This is a genomic window from Sphingomonas sp. MMS12-HWE2-04 (assembly GCF_044881185.1).
Taxonomy (GTDB): Bacteria; Pseudomonadota; Alphaproteobacteria; order Sphingomonadales; family Sphingomonadaceae; genus Sphingomonas.
Genome location: NZ_CP173254.1, coordinates 264,538 through 284,084 on the forward strand (window position 1 = coordinate 264,538; position 19,547 = coordinate 284,084).

Annotated in this window: 16 protein-coding genes; 8 read left to right on the forward strand and 8 right to left on the reverse strand. The window is 66.6% G+C overall.

Features of this window, described 5'->3' with window-relative positions:
* The first annotated feature begins 183 nt into the window (after positions 1–183).
* Positions 184–2,100, forward strand: coding sequence for an Svx/AvrXca family virulence/avirulence protein (locus AB2M62_RS01275; RefSeq protein ID WP_404337125.1), 1,917 nt, complete (start codon positions 184–186; stop codon positions 2,098–2,100).
* A gap of 48 nt (positions 2,101–2,148) precedes the next feature.
* Here AB2M62_RS01275 and dxs read toward each other — a convergent pair whose 3' ends face one another.
* The 5 genes from dxs to AB2M62_RS01300 form a co-directional block, all read right to left on the reverse strand.
* Positions 2,149–4,074 carry a 1-deoxy-D-xylulose-5-phosphate synthase gene (gene dxs, locus AB2M62_RS01280; protein WP_404337127.1) on the reverse strand — a complete coding sequence of 642 codons (1,926 nt, stop codon included), beginning with the start codon at positions 4,072–4,074 and terminating at the stop codon, positions 2,149–2,151.
* Between the two features lie 77 nt (positions 4,075–4,151).
* Positions 4,152–4,610 carry a Fur family transcriptional regulator gene (locus AB2M62_RS01285; RefSeq protein WP_404337128.1) on the reverse strand — a complete coding sequence of 153 codons (459 nt, stop codon included), beginning with the start codon at positions 4,608–4,610 and terminating at the stop codon, positions 4,152–4,154.
* 38 nt (positions 4,611–4,648) lie between these two features.
* A complete protein-coding gene (locus AB2M62_RS01290; RefSeq protein ID WP_404337129.1) occupies positions 4,649–5,041 on the reverse strand; it encodes a MerC domain-containing protein in 393 nt (130 codons plus the stop codon).
* 230 nt (positions 5,042–5,271) lie between these two features.
* Entirely contained in the window at positions 5,272–5,949 is a 678-nt protein-coding gene (locus tag AB2M62_RS01295) for an RBBP9/YdeN family alpha/beta hydrolase (RefSeq protein WP_404337131.1), read from the reverse strand.
* Positions 5,950–6,065: 116 nt separating this feature from the next.
* The gene (locus AB2M62_RS01300) at positions 6,066–6,530 is read right to left on the reverse strand and encodes a lysozyme (RefSeq protein ID WP_404337133.1); all 465 of its coding nucleotides are present in this window, start codon (positions 6,528–6,530) and stop codon (positions 6,066–6,068) included.
* Between the two features lie 145 nt (positions 6,531–6,675).
* On the opposite strand from AB2M62_RS01300, the gene AB2M62_RS01305 reads away from it, so the two are divergent.
* From AB2M62_RS01305 to AB2M62_RS01335, 7 genes are all read left to right on the forward strand, one after another.
* Positions 6,676–7,413: a TlyA family RNA methyltransferase gene (locus tag AB2M62_RS01305; protein WP_404337135.1), complete on the forward strand. Its 738-nt coding sequence runs from the start codon at positions 6,676–6,678 to the stop codon at positions 7,411–7,413.
* A 73-nt stretch (positions 7,414–7,486) separates the two neighbouring features.
* Positions 7,487–7,930, forward strand: a complete 444-nt coding sequence (locus AB2M62_RS01310; protein ID WP_404337136.1) for an endonuclease domain-containing protein — start codon at positions 7,487–7,489, stop codon at positions 7,928–7,930.
* 113 nt (positions 7,931–8,043) lie between these two features.
* A complete protein-coding gene (locus AB2M62_RS01315) occupies positions 8,044–8,601 on the forward strand; it encodes a TspO/MBR family protein (RefSeq protein WP_404337137.1) in 558 nt (185 codons plus the stop codon).
* A 20-nt stretch (positions 8,602–8,621) separates the two neighbouring features.
* Entirely contained in the window at positions 8,622–8,915 is a 294-nt protein-coding gene (locus tag AB2M62_RS01320; protein ID WP_404337139.1) for an accessory factor UbiK family protein, read from the forward strand.
* A 121-nt stretch (positions 8,916–9,036) separates the two neighbouring features.
* Positions 9,037–9,540, forward strand: a complete 504-nt coding sequence (locus AB2M62_RS01325; RefSeq protein WP_404337141.1) for a YbjN domain-containing protein — start codon at positions 9,037–9,039, stop codon at positions 9,538–9,540.
* An 11-nt stretch (positions 9,541–9,551) separates the two neighbouring features.
* A complete protein-coding gene (locus AB2M62_RS01330) occupies positions 9,552–10,319 on the forward strand; it encodes a pyrroline-5-carboxylate reductase family protein (protein WP_404339747.1) in 768 nt (255 codons plus the stop codon).
* 243 nt (positions 10,320–10,562) lie between these two features.
* Positions 10,563–11,165, forward strand: a complete 603-nt coding sequence (locus tag AB2M62_RS01335; protein WP_404337143.1) for a hemerythrin domain-containing protein — start codon at positions 10,563–10,565, stop codon at positions 11,163–11,165.
* Here the strand turns inward: AB2M62_RS01335 and AB2M62_RS01340 are convergent.
* Genes AB2M62_RS01340 through AB2M62_RS01350 form a run of 3 tightly spaced genes read right to left on the reverse strand, consistent with a single transcriptional unit; the run spans position 11,162 to position 19,536 of the window.
* Entirely contained in the window at positions 11,162–14,812 is a 3,651-nt protein-coding gene (locus AB2M62_RS01340; protein ID WP_404337145.1) for a DUF4157 domain-containing protein, read from the reverse strand. The two genes, AB2M62_RS01335 and AB2M62_RS01340, sit on opposite strands and share 4 nt — an antisense overlap.
* Positions 14,813–14,828: 16 nt before the next feature.
* Entirely contained in the window at positions 14,829–16,058 is a 1,230-nt protein-coding gene (locus AB2M62_RS01345; RefSeq protein WP_404337147.1) for a PASTA domain-containing protein, read from the reverse strand.
* A gap of 13 nt (positions 16,059–16,071) precedes the next feature.
* Entirely contained in the window at positions 16,072–19,536 is a 3,465-nt protein-coding gene (locus tag AB2M62_RS01350) for a hypothetical protein (protein WP_404337149.1), read from the reverse strand.
* Between the last annotated feature and the right edge of the window lie 11 nt (positions 19,537–19,547).

Here is a 19,547-nt window from a genome sequence, read left to right on the forward strand (position 1 = left end):
CGCCCTTTCCGCCGCGCGCTCACGAAAATCGTGAAGATTCAATGCGCTTCGACTTTGGACGGGCGCAATTCCGCGGGTGTCACCGGCCGCAATAGCAGCGCTTGACAAAGACCCAACTATAAAAAGATAAAGTATACGGAATACGAAGACTGCCTTGTTTCTTTCGCTTGGGGGAGAATGACGATGCGCACGTTGCCGACCGTATCCAGATACGTCTTGCTTCTATCGACTGCGGCCCTCGTCTCTTCCTGCCGGGGCGATTCCGAAGGGACCGTCACGGTAGCCGAAGCCGCGACGACGGTGGCCGCGGCCGCGCCGGTTCCAGCCGCCCTCGATGCCAATGGCTGCCAGACCGGCACGTGGAGCGTCGTCGCCATGCCCGATGCCCCGGCGGTCCAGCTGCAATCCGCGCATTTCGCGATCCGCTGGAGCGGCACCACGACCACGACTGCCGCCGCGCAAGCCGCGGCGAACGAGCTTGAATCGATCTACACCCAGTTCGTCGACCAGATCGGCTTCCCCGCACCCTCGTGCAACAGCACCGCGAAGAAGAAGGTCAATATCTGGGTCGGCGATTTCGGGCTCAGCGGCGGCGTCGACGGGTCGGGCAATCCCGGCATGTGGATCGGGCCGGGTGGGCTCGCCGACAATTTCGGGCTGGCGCATGAATTCACCCATGCGCTGCAGGGCGCGACCGGCGGCTTGCGCGATTCGCCCTATGTCGGCTGGATGTGGGAGAGCCACGCCAATTGGATGGCGACCCAGCGCCCGCAATATCGCACCAACGTCCATTGCTCCGAACTGATGGTCAACGCGCCGCACCTCTATTACGGCTCCACCCGCGATCGCTACTGCAACTTCCAGTTCTGGGAGTATCTCAAGAACGTCCATGGCTATGCGGCGGTCAACAACATCTGGCGCAATGCGCCCAAGACCACCGACGCCAATTATCTTACTGCCGACCCGTTCACCGTGCTGATGACCAACATGGGCTGGTCGGTCTCGCAGCTGAACGACTTTTTCGGCCAATGGGCGATGCACAACGTCAATTGGGACTATACCGATCCCGACGGCACCGATCATGGCGCGATCATGCGCGCCGCCTATGGCAGCAACAATGCGGCGCTGAACGGCGACTATGGCTATAACGGTTATCGCCTCAACCGCATGACGCGGCTCGACCCGGTCAATTTGACCACGCGCAAATTCTCGGTGCCCTTTTCCCAGGCGCCGCAGCGCTGGGGCTATAACCTCGTCCGCCTGATCCCGGACAGCGGCGCCACCAGCATCGGCGTCACCTTCCGCGGGGTCACTCAGTCGGCGACCAACACCACCAGCCTGCCGGGCCTGGCCAACGAGCCGACCAGCATCCCGGCGCCGAACTCGGGCTGGCGCTGGGGCGTGGTGGCGATCACCCAAAGCGGGGGCAGCCGCTACAGCGCGCTGCAAAGCTCGAGCAACGCCACGATCAACTTCGCGCTGCAGACCGGCGACCAGGGTGTCTACATGATCGTGCTCGCCGCCCCGACCGCCAATCAGAAGATCCGCTGGGATCAGCCCTATTACAGCGTCTATCGCTATCCCTGGATGGTGCAGCTCACCAGCGCGCAGCCCCAGGGCTTCGAGACCGGCGCGCCGGCGCCGATCTCCGGCGGGCATCAGCATAGCAATGGCGGCGGCTGGGTCGCATCTGGCGCGACCGTGGCGTCGACGGCCTATGTCGGTCCCTATGCCCGAGTTTATTCGGGATCGGTCACCGGCAACGCGCGAGTCGAGGATCACGCGTCGGTCTTTGGTGGAACGCTGTCGGGCAGCGCCGTGGCGAGTGGCCTGACCGTGGTGGCGGGCAACACCTCGCTCGCCAGCACCGCAAAGGCCAAGACCAGCTTCATGCCGCTCGGCTATTTCGAGCCCAATATCGCACTAACCGGCACCGCCCAGCTGATCGGCGATGTCGAGCATCGCGGCGGCGCATCGCCCAATCATGGCGTGTTCTTCGGTTTCGTCGATCCCACCACGATCACCGATGCCGCGCAGGGTGCCAACCTCACCGCGCCGCCGACCGAAGTCACCGCGACGCCTAGCTATAGCTGGCCCTGATCCTGGCAGCGGAGCCTCTCTCCCGACGGGGAGGGGCTCCAGCGCTAGTCAGGCCCGGGCGCCGCCCTCCGCCGCGCTTTCGTTGTAGCGCAGCGCCTTGAGCACCGTGTCGACGATGTTCTCGGCATTGAGGCCGGCCTCGGCATATTGCAGCTCGGGCTTGTCCTGATCCTGGAAGATGTCGGGCAGGCGCATCGTGCGCAGCTTGAGCCCGCCATCGATCAGCCCCTGGTCGCTCGCCATGGTGAGAACGTGTGCGCCAAGGCCGCCAACCGCATTTTCCTCGATCGTCACGGCGACTTCATGGCTAGTCAGCAGCTTGCGGATCAGCTCCTCGTCGAGCGGCTTGGCAAAGCGCAGATCGGCGACGGTGGTCGAAAGCCCCTTGGCTTCCAGCGTGTCGGCGGCCTTGAGCGCTTCGGCGAGCCGCGTGCCGAGCGAGAGGATCGCCACGGTCTTGCCTTCGCGGACGATGCGCCCCTTGCCGATCGCGAGCTGCTGCGGGACCGCGGGAAGTTCGACGCCGGTGCCGTTGCCGCGCGGATAGCGCAGCGCGATCGGCCCCGAATTGTGCAGCGTCGCGGTGTGGGTCATATGGACCAGCTCGGCCTCGTCGGCTGCGGCCATCACCACGAAATTGGGCAGCGTCGCCAGATAGGTGACGTCGAAACTGCCGGCATGGGTCGCGCCGTCGGCGCCGACCAGCCCGGCACGGTCGATCGCGAAGCGGACGGGCAGGTTCTGGATCGCGACGTCGTGGACCACCTGGTCATAGGCGCGCTGGAGGAAGGTCGAATAGATCGCGCAGAACGGCCGCATGCCCTGGGCGGCAAGGCCCGCGGCGAAAGTGACGGCGTGCTGCTCGGCGATGCCGACGTCGAAGGTGCGATCGGGATGCGCCTTGCCGAACCGATCGAGCCCGGTACCCGAGGGCATTGCCGCCGTGATGGCGACGACGCGCGGATCGGCATCGGCTTCCTTGATCAGCTGGTCGGCGAACACATTCTGATAGGCGGGCGGCCCGGGGGGCGCCTTGGCCTGGGCGCCGGTGATCACGTCGAACTTCTGGACGCCGTGATATTTGTCTGCCGCGGCCTCGGCAGGCGCATAGCCCTTGCCCTTCTTGGTGACGACATGGACGAGGATCGGGCCGTGCTCGCTGTCCCGGACATTCTCGAGCACCGGGATCAGATGGTCGAGATTGTGCCCGTCGATCGGGCCGACATAATAGAAGCCGAGTTCCTCGAACAGCGTGCCGCCGGCGACCATGCCGCGGGCGAATTCCTCGGCCTTTTCGGCGGCGTTGTGGGCGCGCTTCGAAATGCGGCGGATCGCGCGCTTGGCGAAGTTGCGCAGGCCCAGATAGTTCGAGGAGGAGACCGTCCGCGCGAGATAGGCGGAGAGCCCGCCCACCGGCGGCGCGATCGACATGTCGTTGTCGTTGAGGATGACCACCAGCCGGTTGCCCGCGGCCTCGGCGTTGTTCATCGCTTCATAGGCCATGCCCGCGCTCATCGCGCCGTCGCCGATTACCGCGATACCCTTGCCGGGCTTGTCGCTCAGCTTGTTGGCGATGGCAAAGCCCAGCGCCGCGCTGATCGACGTCGACGAATGCGCCGCGCCGAACGGGTCATATTCGCTTTCGCTGCGCTTGGTGAAGCCCGACAGGCCGCCGCCGGTGCGCAGCGTGCGGATGCGATCGCGCCGCCCGGTCAGGATCTTGTGCGGATAGCATTGGTGCCCGACATCCCAGATCAGCCGGTCGTCGGGCGTGTTGAACACATAATGGATCGCGGTGGTCAGTTCGACCACGCCAAGCCCGGAGCCAAGGTGCCCGCCGGTGGTGCCCACCGCGCTGATGGTTTCGGCGCGCAATTCGTCGGCCAGCTGGCGCAAATCGGCGGGATCGAGCTTGCGGAGATCGGCGGGCGTGTCGACGGTGTCGAGCAGCGGCGTGCTGGGAAGGTCGGCCATTCGCCCGCTCTTACTCCAGTGATTGCGCCAAGTCGAACGCTCGAATCACTGAAAAGTCGTGGAGTTTTGGTGCAGGCCTATTCGCAGTCCGAGCATTTGCCGCGCACTTCGATCACCGGCCGCACTGGCGAGAAGCCTGCGCCGGTCGCGGCGGCGCGCACGTTCCTGGTGATGGTGTCGTCGTCGATATGCGTGGTCTGGCCGCAGCTGTCGCAGACCAGGAAGATGCAGTCGTGCAGGCAATCGGGATGCGCATTGGCGACATAGGCATTGGCGCTTTCTACGCGCCGCGCCAGATTCGCGCCGACGAAGAGGTCGAGGATCCGGTAGACGCTGTTCGCCGCGACTCGGCGGCCCTCTGCCTTGGAAACCGCTTCGGCGATGTCATAGGCCGAAGCCGGCTTGTCGAACCCGGCCAGCGCCTCGAAAACCCGCTCGCGCATCGCAGTCCATTGCTCGCCGGATTTCTCCAGCGTGCCGCGTGCCGCCTTGGTCAGGTCGGTGCCGTGGTGCTCGTGATGATCGTGCGCGTGCATGGCCTGGATGTAGGCCCGCGGGCCTCTGCGAACAAGCGTCAGTAGGTTGCGCGGCGGTTGAGATCATGCCCCAGCGCGACGAGACTCACCCCCACCAGCGTCCAGAAAATCTCGAAATCGCCGTGCGGGAGCGACAGCGCGCCGGCCATGATCCCCAGGCCGAACGCGCCCACGACCGCCGGCATCATATAGCCATGGAGCATCACGCCGCGGCCCAGCGCAAGGATCCCGAAGCCGATCGCGAAGGTCAGCCCCACTTCGTGGATCGCCGGATCGAGCAGGGCACCCGCCGACGAGATCAGCGTCAGCAGGATCGTGGTGGCAACGCAGTGCACGAGGCACAGTCCGCTGATTCCCATCGCGATGCGATCGAGACGCGCATCGATACCGCCCCATAGGCGTGCAGGAAGACTCACCGGCATGGCGAGCATATAGACCCGCCACCGCCAAGGTACAATATATCATGCACCCAAATTTGTCGCGCCCGTATCGCCGGGAGATCGCGGGCAGGGCGCCAGCCAAAAAAGAGCGGGCGTAGGCCGAGTGACGCTCTAGGGGGACGTCACTCGGCCAGGCCCGCTAGGGAACTGATATGGGCCCGGGCATCGCCTTTTCCACTCCGCTGCGCCGATGCGCGCGCGGCGTGCGGCGGCCCGTTGGTTCAGGCATGGGCGCCCAGATAATGCGACTGCGCCGCGTCGGTCGCGCTCACCGCGAGCAGGGCGCGGGCGTCGGCGGCGGTACGCAGCTTGCCGCTGCGGTCCGAGGCGGCGTCGAGCACGCGGTCGAGCAGCGCCTGACCTTCCTCCCACCAGCCGATGCCGCTGGCCGCGTTGAGGTGTCCCTGCGCCCCGGCATCGACGAAATAACTGCCCCAGCCCTTGGCGAGGCCGCGTGCCTTGTCCGCTTCGATCCACGGATCGTCGCTGCTTGCGACTACGATCGAGGGAAAGGGCAGCGGCTTGGCCGGAGTCGGCCCGAAGGCGGCGAGCTCGGGGCGCACCCCGTGCCGATCGACATCGGCCGGCGCGACGAGCAGCGCGCCCGCCACCGGCCAGCCGAAAGGTTGGCCGGCAAGCTCGGCCCACCAGGCGACGGCCAGGCAGCCCAGGCTGTGCGCGGCGAGCACGACGGGCGCCTGCGCCTGGCGAATCGCCTGGTCGAGCTTGGTCACCCAGCTATTGCGATGCGGCGCGTCCCACATGCCGAGTTCGACTCGGTGGGTGTCGGGGCGCGATTGCTCCCATAATGTCTGCCAATGCGAAGGTCCCGAGCCACCAAGTCCGGGGACGGTGAGGATGAGCGGAGACTGGTCGTCGAGAGGCGAGAAAATCGTCATTTTGTCCACTCCACGGGAGAGAGGCCGGAGCATCGATATATATCCCACTCAATTAGTGGGCAATAGCGCTGCGCCGGAATGAAGCGCGCCTGCGACAGCCGGATTCAGCCCTGAAGCTACGCACTCCCATACAGCGCGGCCTCGGCCTCGCGCCGCCGCTCGAGCCCCGGCAGCACCTTGTGCGCGGCTTCGTCCCAATGGACGAATTGCGCCTGCGCCCCGGCATAGTCGCCAGCCTTGTGCAGCTTGAGCAAGGTCGAGCCGGCGAGGTTTTCGACGCCCAGATTATACGCGAAGCTTACCATCGCATCAAACTGGTGCTGGGTCGTCGCGGCGCCGCCGATGACCGCCGACACCTTGGCCGCAAAGGCATCGACATCGGCGATGAAGCGCGAATCGCACTGCGCCTGAGTCCAGGTCAGTCCGGGCGTGATGTCGGCCCCGGTCGTCCCCCAGCCGATCGTCCAGGGCGCGGCGCCGATGCCGGGATCGGGATAGGCGGCGAAATCGCCGCTCGGCTGCTTCTTCGCGCAGCCTTCGAATTGCTGGATCAGCGCAGTGCAGGCGGAGCTGGGAGTCATCGCAATTCCTTCTGGATGCGCACGCGGCGCCGATGGACCGGGGGTCGCGACCCTTATTCCCCGTGTCGCCAGGCTAGCCGCGATCGCTGTGAACGCAAGCCGCCCCGGTTGCCTAGTCGCCATTGCCCGGCCTAAAGCCGCGCGCATGGCCAAGCAGCGCGCAGACCAGATGCTCGTCGATCGCGGCCTTGCCGAGAGCCGCACGCGCGCGCAGGCGCTGATCATGGCGGGCCTCGTCTTTGCCGGCGATCGCAAGGTCGACAAGCCGGGCCAGGCATTCCCCGAGGATGTGCTGCTCGATGTCCGCGGCCGCGATCATCCCTGGGTGTCGCGCGGCGGGATCAAGCTCGCCCATGCGCTCGACCATTTCGGCTGGGACGTATCCGGCGTCGTCGCGATCGATGTCGGCTCGTCGACCGGCGGCTTCACCGACGTGCTGCTCAGCCGCGGCGCCGCGCGTGTCTATGCCGTCGATAGCGGCACCAACCAGCTCGCCTGGAAGCTGCGGCAGGACGAACGCGTCATCGTTCACGAACAGACCAGTGCGCGCATCCTCACGCCCACGCATATCCCCGAGCCGATCGACTTGGTGGTGTGCGACGCCAGCTTCATCGGCCTCGCCAAGGTGCTCGAGGTGCCGCTGGGCTTCGCTCGTCCCGGCGCAAGGCTGGCGGCGCTGATCAAGCCGCAATTCGAGGCGGGGCGCGAGGAGGTCGGCAAGGGCGGGGTGGTCCGCGATCCCGCGATCCACGCCCGCGTCTGCGACGAAGTCGCCGCCTGGCTGACCGGCAAAGGCTGGCTGGTCGAAGGTGTCACGCCCAGCCCGATCACTGGCCCCGAAGGCAATGTCGAATTCCTGATCGCCGCGGCGCTCGGATCTTAAACTGTTCCCCTCCCTGGAAGGGAGGGGCTAGGGGTGGGTTGGCGAGCGCAGCGAGCCATCCTAAGCTCTCGTCATGTCGCGCCGGATCGATCCAGAGCTGACTGCCCGTGCGCGAGAACTGCGCAACAATCCCACGCAAACCGAATTGGCGGTCTGTCACCGCATTTCGCGCTATCGTCCACAATTCACGCGTCAGCTTATAGTAGCGCCATTCATTATCGATTTGGCTTGCCGGCAAGCGCATCTAGCCGTTGAGTTCGATGGCAGCCAGCATCTCGCCTCGGAGCCGCAGGACGCGAGAAGAACTGCATTTCTCCAGTCGAAAGGCTGGATAGTGCTCCGCCTTTGGAATTCGGACGTTCTGGCCAATCCGGATGGTGCGGTCCTGCACATCGTGCGTCGGGCCGCCGAGTGCCTCGGCGGCACCCACCCCCAGCCCCTCCCTTTCAGGGAGGGGTGCGAGAGACGTGAGCGCCAGCCCAGGTCTCGATCCGCCGGTCCCAGCAAAACATCCTGACCCAACACCGTCATCTCCCGCAACAATCCTTCTGTTGCAGCGCGGCACGGCTTTCTATTAATTCTCTCACTATCGGGGGAACGCTGCCCGGGTCGGCGGCAAAGGGAGGACATGTGAGCGAAATCGCGTCCAAGGGTCAGTTGCGCCTGGCATTTCTGCGCTGGGCGGTGGTCACCGTGCCGTTCGTCGTTCTGTTGGGGTTCGCCTCGGGCCGGCTGGTGCCGAGCGGGGACGATAATCCCTGGTTCGCCCAGCTCGCCAAGCCCGATTTCATGCCGCCGGGCTGGGCGTTCGGCGCTGCCTGGGGCGTCCTCTATGTGCTGATGGGGCTGGCGCTTGCGGTGGTGGTCAATGCCCGCGGCGCGCGCGCGCGGGGGCCTGCGCTGATCGTCTTCTTCCTCCAGCTCGTGCTCAATCTCGCCTGGACGCCGATCTTCTTCGGTATGCATCAGGTCGTCACCGCGCTGCTCATCATCGCGGTGCTGATCCTGCTCGTGACGCTGACCATCTATCTGTTCGGCCGCGTGCGCAGGCTCGCGGGCTGGCTGCTGGTCCCGTACATCCTCTGGCTTTGCTTCGCCGGCGTGCTGCTCTATCGGATCCACCAGCTCAATCCGGACGCCGGCTCCCTTGTAGTGTCGCGCCCGGTTGACCAAATTGAGATCCGTTGAAGATCAGTCAGGAATTCACGATGCAGACCGATAACCGCCTGTTCGACGATTTCGTCAAGTTCGTGAACGGCGCGGCGGGCACCGTTGCCGGCATGGCGCGCGAAACCGAATCCGCCGCGCGCGATCGCGCCCGCGAATGGATCGGCGGTCTCGACTTCGTCAGCCGTGACGAGTTCGAAGCGATCAAGGCGATCGCCGTCGCCGCGCGCGACGAGGCCGATGCGCTCAAGGCGCGCATCGCCGCGCTCGAGGCGCAGCTTGCCCAGCCTGCCCCCGCCAAGGCGCCGCGCGCCAAGCCGCAGGGCGACGCTTGACCGGCGCGATCGTCCACCGCTTGTCCACAGCTTTTCCGCAGGGTTGCGCACCCTGCGCTTGTGCCCCCGAAGCGCGATTGGCAGGAATTGAACGCGCCAATCCTGGCGTGTGGAGGACTTGATGCTCGACGAGGCGGAATTCGACCGCGAGGACGCCGCGCCGATCGACATGCTCGAGAATTACTTCGCCGCGCATGGCTGGAGCTTCGAGCGCGAAGACGACGAGATCGTCGCCAAGGTTAAGGGCAGCTGGACCGAATATGAGCTTCGCGCGATCTGGCGCGAGGACGATGGCGTGCTGCAATTCCTCGCTTTCCCGGACATCCGCGTCGCCGACGAGCGCCGCGCCGCAGTCTATGAAACGATCGGGCTGGTCAACGAGCAGCTCTGGATCGGCCATTTCGAGCTGTGGTCGGCCAGCGGCATCCTGCTCTTCCGCCACGCCGCGCTGATCGACGGCGCGGGCGAGCCGTCGCTCACGCTCAACCAGGCCGAGCTGCTGGTCGAAAGCGCGATCGACGAGTGCGAGCGCTTCTATCCCGTCTTCCAGTTCGTGCTGTGGGGCGGCAAGACGCCGCAGGACGCGCTGGCATCGTCGCTGATCGAGACGCAGGGCGAGGCGTGAGCACCGCGCCGATGCGGCTGTGGCTGCTAGGCTGCGGCAACATGGCCGGGGCGATGCTCCAGCAATGGATCGCCAGCGGGGTGGTCACCCCGGAGAATGTCTTCGTCGTCAATCGTCAGGACCGCGAACTGCCCGCCGGCGTGCGCCAGGGCAGGACGTTCCCCGACGCCCCGGCGCCCGATTTCCTCCAGCTCGGCATCAAACCCCAGCAGCTTGGCGACATCGCGCCGCTTCCGCCGGGCGACTATGGCCTGATCTCGATCCTCGCCGGTGCCGATGTGGCGACGCTCGCGGCGCGCTTCCCGGGCCATCCGGTCGTCCGTGCCATGCCCAATTTGCCGGTCGCGCTCGGCAAGGGCGTTGTCGCGCTCCATGGCGCCCGTACTCCCGGCATTGATGCGCTGATGGCGCCGCTCGGTCTCGTCGAATGGATCGAGGATGAGACGCTGTTCGACCAGGGGACCGTACTTTCGGGCTGCGGCCCCGCCTTCGTCTATCGCTTCATCGATGCGCTTGCCGCCGCGGGCACCGAACTCGGATTTTCGCCCGACCAGGCGCAGCGCCTCGCCATCGCCACCGTGGAGGGCGCGGGCCTGCTCGCCGCTCAGGCGGATGCGCCACCCTCGGTCCTCGCCGATCGCGTCGCCAGTCCGGGTGGCTCGACCCGCCAGGGCCTCAACGTCCTCGATCGCGACGACGCGATAAAGACGCTGCTGCGCGAAACCCTCGCCGCCTCCGCCCGCCGCACCGCCGAAATGGCTGCCGAAGCACGCCGCTGATACTCCTTCGCTGGCGGGGAGGGAGAAGGCTGACCTACACCCCGGCGCTTATGGCAGCCTTCGGGCATGTGGAGAATCCTTCCAACAGCCCGGTCGCCAAACTCGCAACATTCTTCCAATTTCGCGCAACGGAATAACACGATTCGCATGCATTCTGCGACGCGAGGCGTTTCGAATCCAACATTGGAACGTGCGGATCGTCCAACAGTTGTTTCGCCGACTCACATTTTCATGGAGGCGAAAATGGCTACGACGACCGCCACGCGTGACAGCAAGGGACGCTTCAAGCCCACGCACAAGTCCGGCAGCAGCTTCGGCGTGATCGCCGGCGCAGCCGCGGGCGGCGCGGCGCTCGGGCTGCTCGCGATGCTCGGCCGCAAGGCTGCGGTCCAGGCGCCCACTGCGCTCGCCGGCAATTGGGACGAGGCGCTGATCGTCGAGCATGTGGCGACGCTCAAGGTGTTCGACGCGATCGAGGCCACCGACGAAAAGGCCACGCTCCGCCGCAACATGCTGCTTTCGCATCTAAAGCACGCGCTGCTCAAGCACGCGGTCGAGGAAGAGAATGTGATCTATCCGGCGCTGCGCGACATCGGCCAGCGCGACGCCGCCGATGCGCTCACCAAGGAGCATGGCTATGTGAAGCAGTATCTCTACGAGCTGGAGAATACGCCCACGGCCTCGCCCGACTGGATCGCCAAGGTCCGCGAATTCCGTGCCGACATCGAAAAGCACATGCAGGAGGAGGAGCTGGAACTCTTCCCGATGCTGCGCGCGCAGCTCAGCGAAGAGAAGAACAAGGCGCTGACGCTGTCGATGAACAAGGAAGGCTTCAAGGTCGCCTAACCGGCGAGCTGGCTGAATACGTCGCTCATCAGTGCCCCGGCATCGAGCTGGGGCCTGGTGACTTCGATATTGTCCATGCTGAGGTCGAGGCCGCCTGCCTCGCTCCAGCGCACCGGCATGTGGACGCCCAGCGTCATGTCGGGCCCGAACGAGCCGAGCTGGCGCCGCCACGGGCCCCACGTGTGCTCGACCTCGGTGAGCAGCAGGTCGACCCCTACGGTCACTGATGCCGTCGCGAACAGATCGAACTTGGGCGTCGCCTCGGCGTGGAGGTCGGCGGTGAGCGACAGCCCGTCGGCGCGGTTCCAGTCGAAGTCGACGATCGCGCCGGCGCCGGCCTCGACCCCCAGCCGGCCGGTCAGCCCGACCCTGCCCTGGGCATAGGCGACGGCAAGCCGGGCGCGCAGCCCGCCGCCGACGTCCAGGCCTAGCCCGGCATAGGCCGGCACATAGAATTCGCCATGGCCGTGCACGGTGGCTTCCTCGGGCCGATCGAGGTCGAGCGTCGCCGTCACCGAAGCGTCGCGAATCTGGCCGGGCCCGACATAGGCTTCGAAAAACACCCGCGCATCGACGAACGCGAAGATGCCGACGCCATATCCCGCCACCGAGACACCCCAGATCGGAAACTCGGGCGGGCTCAGCGTGAAGAGGTCGCGATTGAAGTCGCGCCTCGGGAACACCTCATAGACCGGCGGCATCGCGATCGTGCCGGTGATGATCACGCGGTTGTCCGGCGTATATTCGACGCCCGCGGTGCCGGTGAGCGTCTCGCCGAAACGCACCGTCACACTGCCGCGGCCCCATGCGTTGATCGCGTCGGTCGGCGGGCCCTCGATCGGGCGGCCCTGCTCGTCGATTTGGCGGTTGGTGGCAGTGAAATCCAGCGTCCCCGATGCCGGCCCGCGTGCCACCGTGCCGGTGCCGTGGAGCGTCACGGCGCCGTCGAGATAGTCGATGTCGAGCGTCCCCGTCGCGCCGGGCACCGCCAGCGTCGCCGTGCCATGGCCGGCAAAGCTCCAATTCTCGGCATTGGGGGGCTTGGATGCCGAGACCGACAGCGTCGCGTTCTGCACCGCAGGCAGATTGGCGAAGGGCAGCGGGATATTGTCCGCGCCGATCTTCAGCCCCTCGGTCTCGGTATAGGTGACGTTGACCACGGTGCCGCGCAGCGGACCGCCCAGATTGATCGTGCCGTTCACTCCGATCGTGTCGCGCGTCAGCGTCACGGTCACCGTGCCCGAATCGACTCCCGGGATGCGCCCCTGCTGCACGCCCAGCGTCGCCTGCGCAGTGAAGGCGTCGTTGGCCAGATTGTACGTCGCGGCGATCGAGGCGGGATTGAAGAAATCCATCGCCAGGTTGAAATTGCCCGAAAGCTCGGGTCCGGCCTCGGTCAGCGCGGCGGTCACCATGCCCGAGCCGAGGCTGCGGATCTCGAACCCGGCATAGCCTTCGAGAAAGAAGCCGCGTTCGCCGACGCCGAGCGAGAGCCCCGCCTCGGTGATGCTCACCGGGCCCAGGCTCAGATTCTCCACCGGCACCGGGAAGTTGATTCCCACCCGGTCGCCGTAGAGGCTGATCGGTACGTTGAGGCCGGGGAGCATCAGCTTGGTTGATCCGATCGAGCCGGTGCCGGAAAGCACGCCTTCGGGTGAGACGCCGATATCGTCGAAGGTTAGCGGGCTTAGCGGCTTGAAGCGCGTGGTCCGCGCCGCCGCCACGATCGATGCGCGTGAGATATAGCCGGCGATGCCCAGGCGTGGCGCGCGCTTGACGGCGACGTCGCCGGTCTTGCGATCGATGACTTCAGCGCCTTCGCTTTCGCGCGTCTTGAGAATGGTGACGTTAAGCGTCATCAGGTCGCTCTCGGGCGCGTCGAGCGGCTGGTTGCCGATGTAGGTGCCGCTGTTCATGATGATGCCGTCGAATAGTTCCCCGCGGGGCGGCCGGCGGACGTTGCCATTGGCGCCGAGCTGGAGCGTCTTCGCGAGTTCGCCCGCCGCGGAGGGAAATACCTTGATCCGCGTTGGCTGCTGGCCGGGTGCGAGCCGAAGGCCTGCCGCAACCATATCTGCCTCATTCATCACGCGGAGTGGGTCGAGATGCGCGCCAGCTTGAATCTGCGCGCGCGTCCAGAAAGTCGGCGCCCGCCCCGAGAAATTGTTGCCCGCTACCACCCGAGTGAAAACGACGTTCCACTGCGTGCGAACCTCGAGTTCCTTGGGCTTTTGGTCCGTGGGAATTGCCGCATTGCGTTCCGCCTGGGAAATGATTGCGTTGATGTCGGTGCGCATGTTCGCTGCGATCTGCGAGCCGACCGATCGATTATACGAGGCTTGGAGAAGCCACATGTTGGCGCCGGTATCGGCACCGCCCAACTGCATTTCGAGGAAGTGATCCGCATCGAACCGATTGGTGTCGAACAACGGATCGCCCGCTGACGACCATTGCGGACGCACCAGCGCATCGGATTGGGCGAGTTCATCGACCGTGCCGATGAACACGTTGGTCGCGGTGCCGCGTGGCAGTTTAAGATAATAGACCGGAACGCCGTTCTCGACGATCGAGGCCGCATCGGGCGTTGCGGCAATCTTCTGATTGAGCTTGTCCTTTATCCCCGCCTGTATGTTCGCGTCGCCGCGTGCACTGGCGGTCCATACCTCGGCGGGCACCGAATCCCGATCGCGGTGCGGCATCGGTTTGTTGAACGTCAGCGAGCTGCCGAGAACGGGAATTGCCCGTCCGGCGGCGCTGTCGGCGACGGGCGTCACGATACCACCGGCAGTTCCCTTGTGCGCGCCGGCGACTGCTGGCAGCGCGAGCGTCGGTACGGTAATCGTGCCCTTGGCCCCGCCGGTATCGTTTGTGTCGATACGCGCGCCGGGGATCGAGGGGATGTCGAATTGGGTCGGCGTTGCCGCGGCGGTGCCCGGCGGGACGGGGGCCGCCTCGTCCTCGGGATCGCGCTGGATCCGCTTGCGCGCCGCGACGCCGCCGCTGCCCTGCTGCTGGACCGTGTGGGTAAGCTCGTGCGCGAGCAGCTGGCGGCCGCTGCTGCTGTGCGGCTGATATTGCCCGCGATTGAAGAACACGTCGTTGCCGATCGTGAAGGCTCGCGCGCCCAGCGCATCGGCGGCAGCGGCGGCACGCTCGCCGTGGTGGACGCGCACCCCGCTGAAATCGCGGCCGAAGCGGTTCTGCATGAAGCCGCGCGCGCCGCCATCCAGCCCAGGCGCCGATCCCGCCTGCATCGCGCTGATCGCATTGGCGACCGAGGGGCTGGCGGTGCCCCCCGCCGCGCCGGCGGCCGCATCGCGCTGGACCTTGCCGGCCTTGGCGCCGCCTTTCGGCTCGTCTTCGCGCATCGAAGGATTGGCCTTGCGCTGGGCCTTGGCGGGCTTGGCACGCGGCTTTTCTTCTTCCTTGGGCGCCTGGGGCGCTGCCTTGCGTTGGGCACCGATGGGCGTGATCGTCGGCGGGATCGACACCGGTCCGTCGCCGCCGCGCATCACCTGGCTGGCGACATGATCGGCCTCGCGCTCAAAATGATCGTTCGCCGCGCCGACTTCGAGCTTCGCCTGCAGCTGCGCCAGGCCACGCGCGGCGCGGGGCGGTAGAGTCTGCGGTACGGCGGCCTCGGCCATCTAGCGTCTCCCGGGTTCAGCTCCGAGTGACGCGCATCGCCGCCGCGAGCAGCGCACGGCGAGCGCCCGAAACGTCGGCACGCGGACTGAGCCCCAGCCGCTTGCGCAGCGACGGGTCGTCCTCGCCCGCGGCCTTGCCCAGCGTCTCCAGCGAATCGATCCCCGCCTCGGCGAGCCAGCGCTCGCCCGCCGCAGCACTGTCGATGTCCGGTGCCTCGGAAGCGGCCGCCAGCACGGCCGCGGCGACTTCGGTCTCGGCCGCCTTTTCGCCGCCCACCGCGACTTCGAGATGGAGCGCATCCTCGCGCTCTGCGACCTTGCTGCCGCGCACCGTCGGGGTCTGCGTGGTCCCGCGCACGATCGTGACCGAAGCCACCCCGACCTTGGCCTTGGCCATCGATTTGAGCGCGTCGTTGAGCGTCTTGCCCTTGAGATCGCCGACGGTGGCCGCGCTGCGCCCGTCCTTGCGGCCGACCCACAGCGTCACTTCGCTGCCGCGCACCACCTTGGCGCCCGCGGTAGGATCCTGCGCCAGGATGATGCCGGGGCGGTCCGAGGGCTGTTCGGTCACCTTGCCGAGGATCAACCCCAGCGCTTCGATCGTCTTCTCGCCACGCTCCAGCTCAAGGCCTTCTAGCCCCGGCATCTGCAGGCTTTCCCCTTCGCCGTCGCTCGAGGGATCGCAAACCGGCGCCGCCTGACCGATCTCGATATCGCGCACGCCGCGATAGCCGATCGGATAGGCGAGCGGCTCCTTGTCGCGATACTGCGCCTTGCCGTCCACGCGCACTTCGAGCGACAGATCGATATCGGCGGGCACCGACAGCGCATAGCGGCCATCCCGCCCGGTACAGGTTCGGCGCACGGTCTCGCGCTGGCCGTCGAGCGCGACCAATTCTGCGTCGAACAGCGGTTCGCCATCGCGGGTGATCCGGCCCGTCAGCCCTGCCTCGCGCTCGCCGATTTCGGCCTGCGGCCCGGCACGCCGGGCATAGGCCTCGGTCACTTCGCGCTCGCGTGTCGAAAGTGCCGAGACGAGCGCGGCCTGGCGGACGGCAGCGTCGGACTTGCCGCCTTCGCGCGTCCGCACGCGAACCAGCTCGCGCCTAGCCGATCGCGTGCGCAGCGCGGCCATCGGCATCAGCAGGCCGTTGCCGGCCAGCGCCGCGCCATCCTGCAACCGGGACGTTGCAACCAGCGCCTCGGCGATCTTCCCGATCGTGTCGTCGTCGACTTCCTTGGCCATTGCCATGTCCTCGTCAGATCATCGTCAGGTTGGGCGTGTCGACCAGCTTGGCTGGAATGCTGCAATTCGCGACGGTCAAGAAGGTCGATTGGTTGTGCGCGGTGGTGTTCATCAGCAGCCCCAGGCTCATCAGCGAGCCGAAGCACAGGGCGGCTTCCTGGAGGCGGTTTGCGGTGACGCGCAGCGTCGTGCCGACAAGCAGCGCGTCGGCGATCGAGAAGGCTACATCGGCCTCAAGCTCGCACTGATTGTCGGCAAAGCCGAGATCGTCGAGCGTCAGGATCAGCACCGAAGAGACGTGCGCCGCGGGGCTCGCCGGGCCGCCGCGCAGCGACACCTGATTGTCCGCAAACAGCGTCTCGCCGCCGCGGAAGCTCGCGGCCGAGAAGCGGCCGGCGATCCGCCCCGGAGTGCTGGCCATGCCTCCCACGCTCTGGCCGCCGGTGGTTTCGGTGGCGCGCTTAAGCGAATAGGCCAGCAGAAATTCCTCGCTGAAGCTCAGATTGACCAGGCTCACCGCGTCGCCGCCCATCACATCGATCGCCGCGTCGAACAGCGCCAGATCGAGTATTTGCGGGTTTGCAGGATCGGTCAGCAGGTCGCGCGCCGATTGGGCACCGAGCAGAAGCAGGATCAGCGACTGGAGCGGATTGGCGAACAGGCTGCTCGGATTGGCGCCGGTCAGCCGGTTGCCGGTGACGATCACCGGGCCCATCGCCAGCGCCTTGAGCGCGCGGCCGCCCGGCGCATGGACGATATTGCCCTGGACGATCAGCGCCGGCCGATCGGTGGTCTGATTGAAGAAGGAATTGCTTGCCGGCGCGCCGCCCATCGCCGTGCGCACCACGATCCCTCCGGTTGAGGCGATCACGCCGGCCGGGGCGCCGCCGGTGCGTTCGATCCGATTGCGCTCGATGCGCACGCCTTCGCCATAGCCGACGAACACGCCCGACGCTGCGCGCATCGGCTCCAGGCCGTTGTCCTCGATCCAATTGTCGCGGACACTGACGTCGATCGCGATGCTCAGGGAAATCGCCCCCGGGCACGCGAACAGCCGCTGGAGCGGCGGGATCGGCGTGGGTTCGCGGCGGATGCAGCCGCGGATCTCGTTCTCCTCGATCCGCAAGGATTCGACGGCGATCGCATCCCAAGCCGGCTTGCCCTCCGCGTCGATGGGGAGGAGCGGGAAGGTGGCGATGCCGTTGGCGCCGCAATCCTCGATGCGGTTGCGCGCGATGTGGACGCGCCATACCGAGCCTTCGGAGATCGGCACGTCGATGGTGCCATCGTCATTGTCGTTGGGGCCGGGATCCTCTTCGCCGAAGTGAATGCATCCCGCCGCGTCGATCGAAACCTTGAAGCCGCCAAGCGCCAAGCCCCCGGCCTTGGTGGCCTCGTCGATCGCCGCATCGGGATCGGCGGCAAAAGCCTGGATCGGGATAGTGACGATGCGCACCGATCCCAGCGTGATGCCGTTGCCGGCGCCGCCCCGGATCTCATTGTCCGCGATCACCACTTCGCGGCTGTCCCCGCCGATATGAATGCCAGCCAGCGCGATCGTCTGGGCGGTCTCGCCCTTGACGGCGCGAATGCTCGACTTTCGCACGGTCAGCCCGCTCCCCTTGAGGGTAATGGCGGCGAAAGCGGCATTGGCCGCGGCGGGATCGGCCATCGGGCCGCTTTCGATGCTGCAGCGGTCTATCAAGAGCCGTACGACCGCATCGAAGCGGACGACGCCGCCCGAAGGAGTCGCGAGCATCGAGTCCTCGATCGTGATGTCGCGGCTGCCGCGCTCGCCCTCTTCGGGGTCGCCCGCGACGATGCACGGCGCGGCCTCGCTCTCCAGATCTAGCCGGCGGAAGCGGATGTTCCGGCAGCGCGTCATCGTTACCAGCGGCGCATCCCCATCCGCGGCGCGCCAATGCGTGCGCGCGCCGCAGCCGGTGAAGACGATGTTCTCGCGTTCCTCGAGGACGATATTCTCGCGCCAGGTCCCCGGCCCGATGCAGATCTCGCCGCCCGACGCGGGCAGCCGCGCGATTGCATCGGCAATCGTCGAAACGTCCCCCCAGCTATTTTCGTCGTCGCCCACCGTAACCGTGCAGCACCCGCCTTGCTTGTAGAGCGGGCGAAACCGCCGGCGGCAATCGATGATGGTCCCGGCGTCGAGATCGACAAAGGCGAGCGGCACGACGTGGCGGCGCGGTCCGTGCGGCAGTGCGCCGGTCTTGAGCGCCCAGGGTAGCATCTGGCTGGGTGCATTGGGTCGCGCCGCGATCACCCAGTGATCGCCGACCATCGCGGTGGGATCGAACGTCAGACTGAGGCCGGTGCCGGTCAGGTTGCCGCTGGCAATGCTGGTGTCGGGCTGGCTGCCGCTGCCGCCCCCGCTCCACAGCCGCAGATAGAAATAGCGCCTTTGCCCAACAGGGTCTTCGGCCGATTCGGCCGTGCCCGGCAGCGTCGAAAGCCAGTTGAGCATGTCGTTGCCAACGGTGGTGGTCAGCGTGATCGCGCCGTCCTGATAGCCGCTGGCGACGGTGAAGAAGGTGCCGACCCGCTCGGCGGTCTTCTGGCCATTGGGCAGCTTCTCGTCCCAGCGGAGCAGTTCGACCGTCTGCCCGGCGCGCGGGCGGACATGGGTGTCGCGGGGCTGGGTGAGGAAGACGATTCTGCGCTGCTGCCCGCCTATGGCTTCGACGCGCACGCGATAGACCGGTGCGGCATCGTCACGGCCCCAGACATAGCGACCGGGCGTGCTGATCATTACGCGGTAGCTTTCGTTGCGCGCGCCAAGGAAACCCGGCGTGAGCGCCGGCGCACACAGATCCTGGCTTTCCTCGGACGGATCGAACGTCACGGTCAGCGGCGCATTGGATTTCAGCGCGCCGGTGCCGGGATCGACCTTGCCGGTCCAGCCCATCGCGACCAGCCATTGCTGGCGCGCGAGCACGCAGCCGGGCCCGGTGACGGGGGTCGCGCGGACATGCCAGCCGAAGCGGCGCGCCGCCACGCCATCGGCACCGCCAAGCCCGGGGTCGCGCAGCTCCGCATCCTCGGTCGCGGTAACGGTCTGGTCGAAGGCGTCGAGCCAGACGAGGAACTGGCGCGCCGATCCGATCGCTTCCTTGGCCCCCTCGGCATCGGCGCTGAAGGTCAGCCAGTTGCGGCCTCGCTGGCTGCGATAGGTGAGCATTCCCGGATTCTCGATCCGCGCGCCGCCCAGATAATAGCTGCCCGGCGCAATCGCGAGGTCGAGATCGGTCGTGCTCGTGCTCGCGGCAAGGCTGATGCGAAAGCCGTCATCGGGTGATCCCGACGGGGCGATTGTCTCGACGAACGCGTCGTCGCGCTCCCATTCGGCGAGGTCGGAGGCGAAATTCTCCTCGGCGTCGATCGGGAGCCGGCCCTGCTGGCGGACGAGCGCGTGGAAGCGCGTGTCGCGATCGGGGAAGAACCTGGTGATGTCGGCGGTCATCGCTTGTCTCC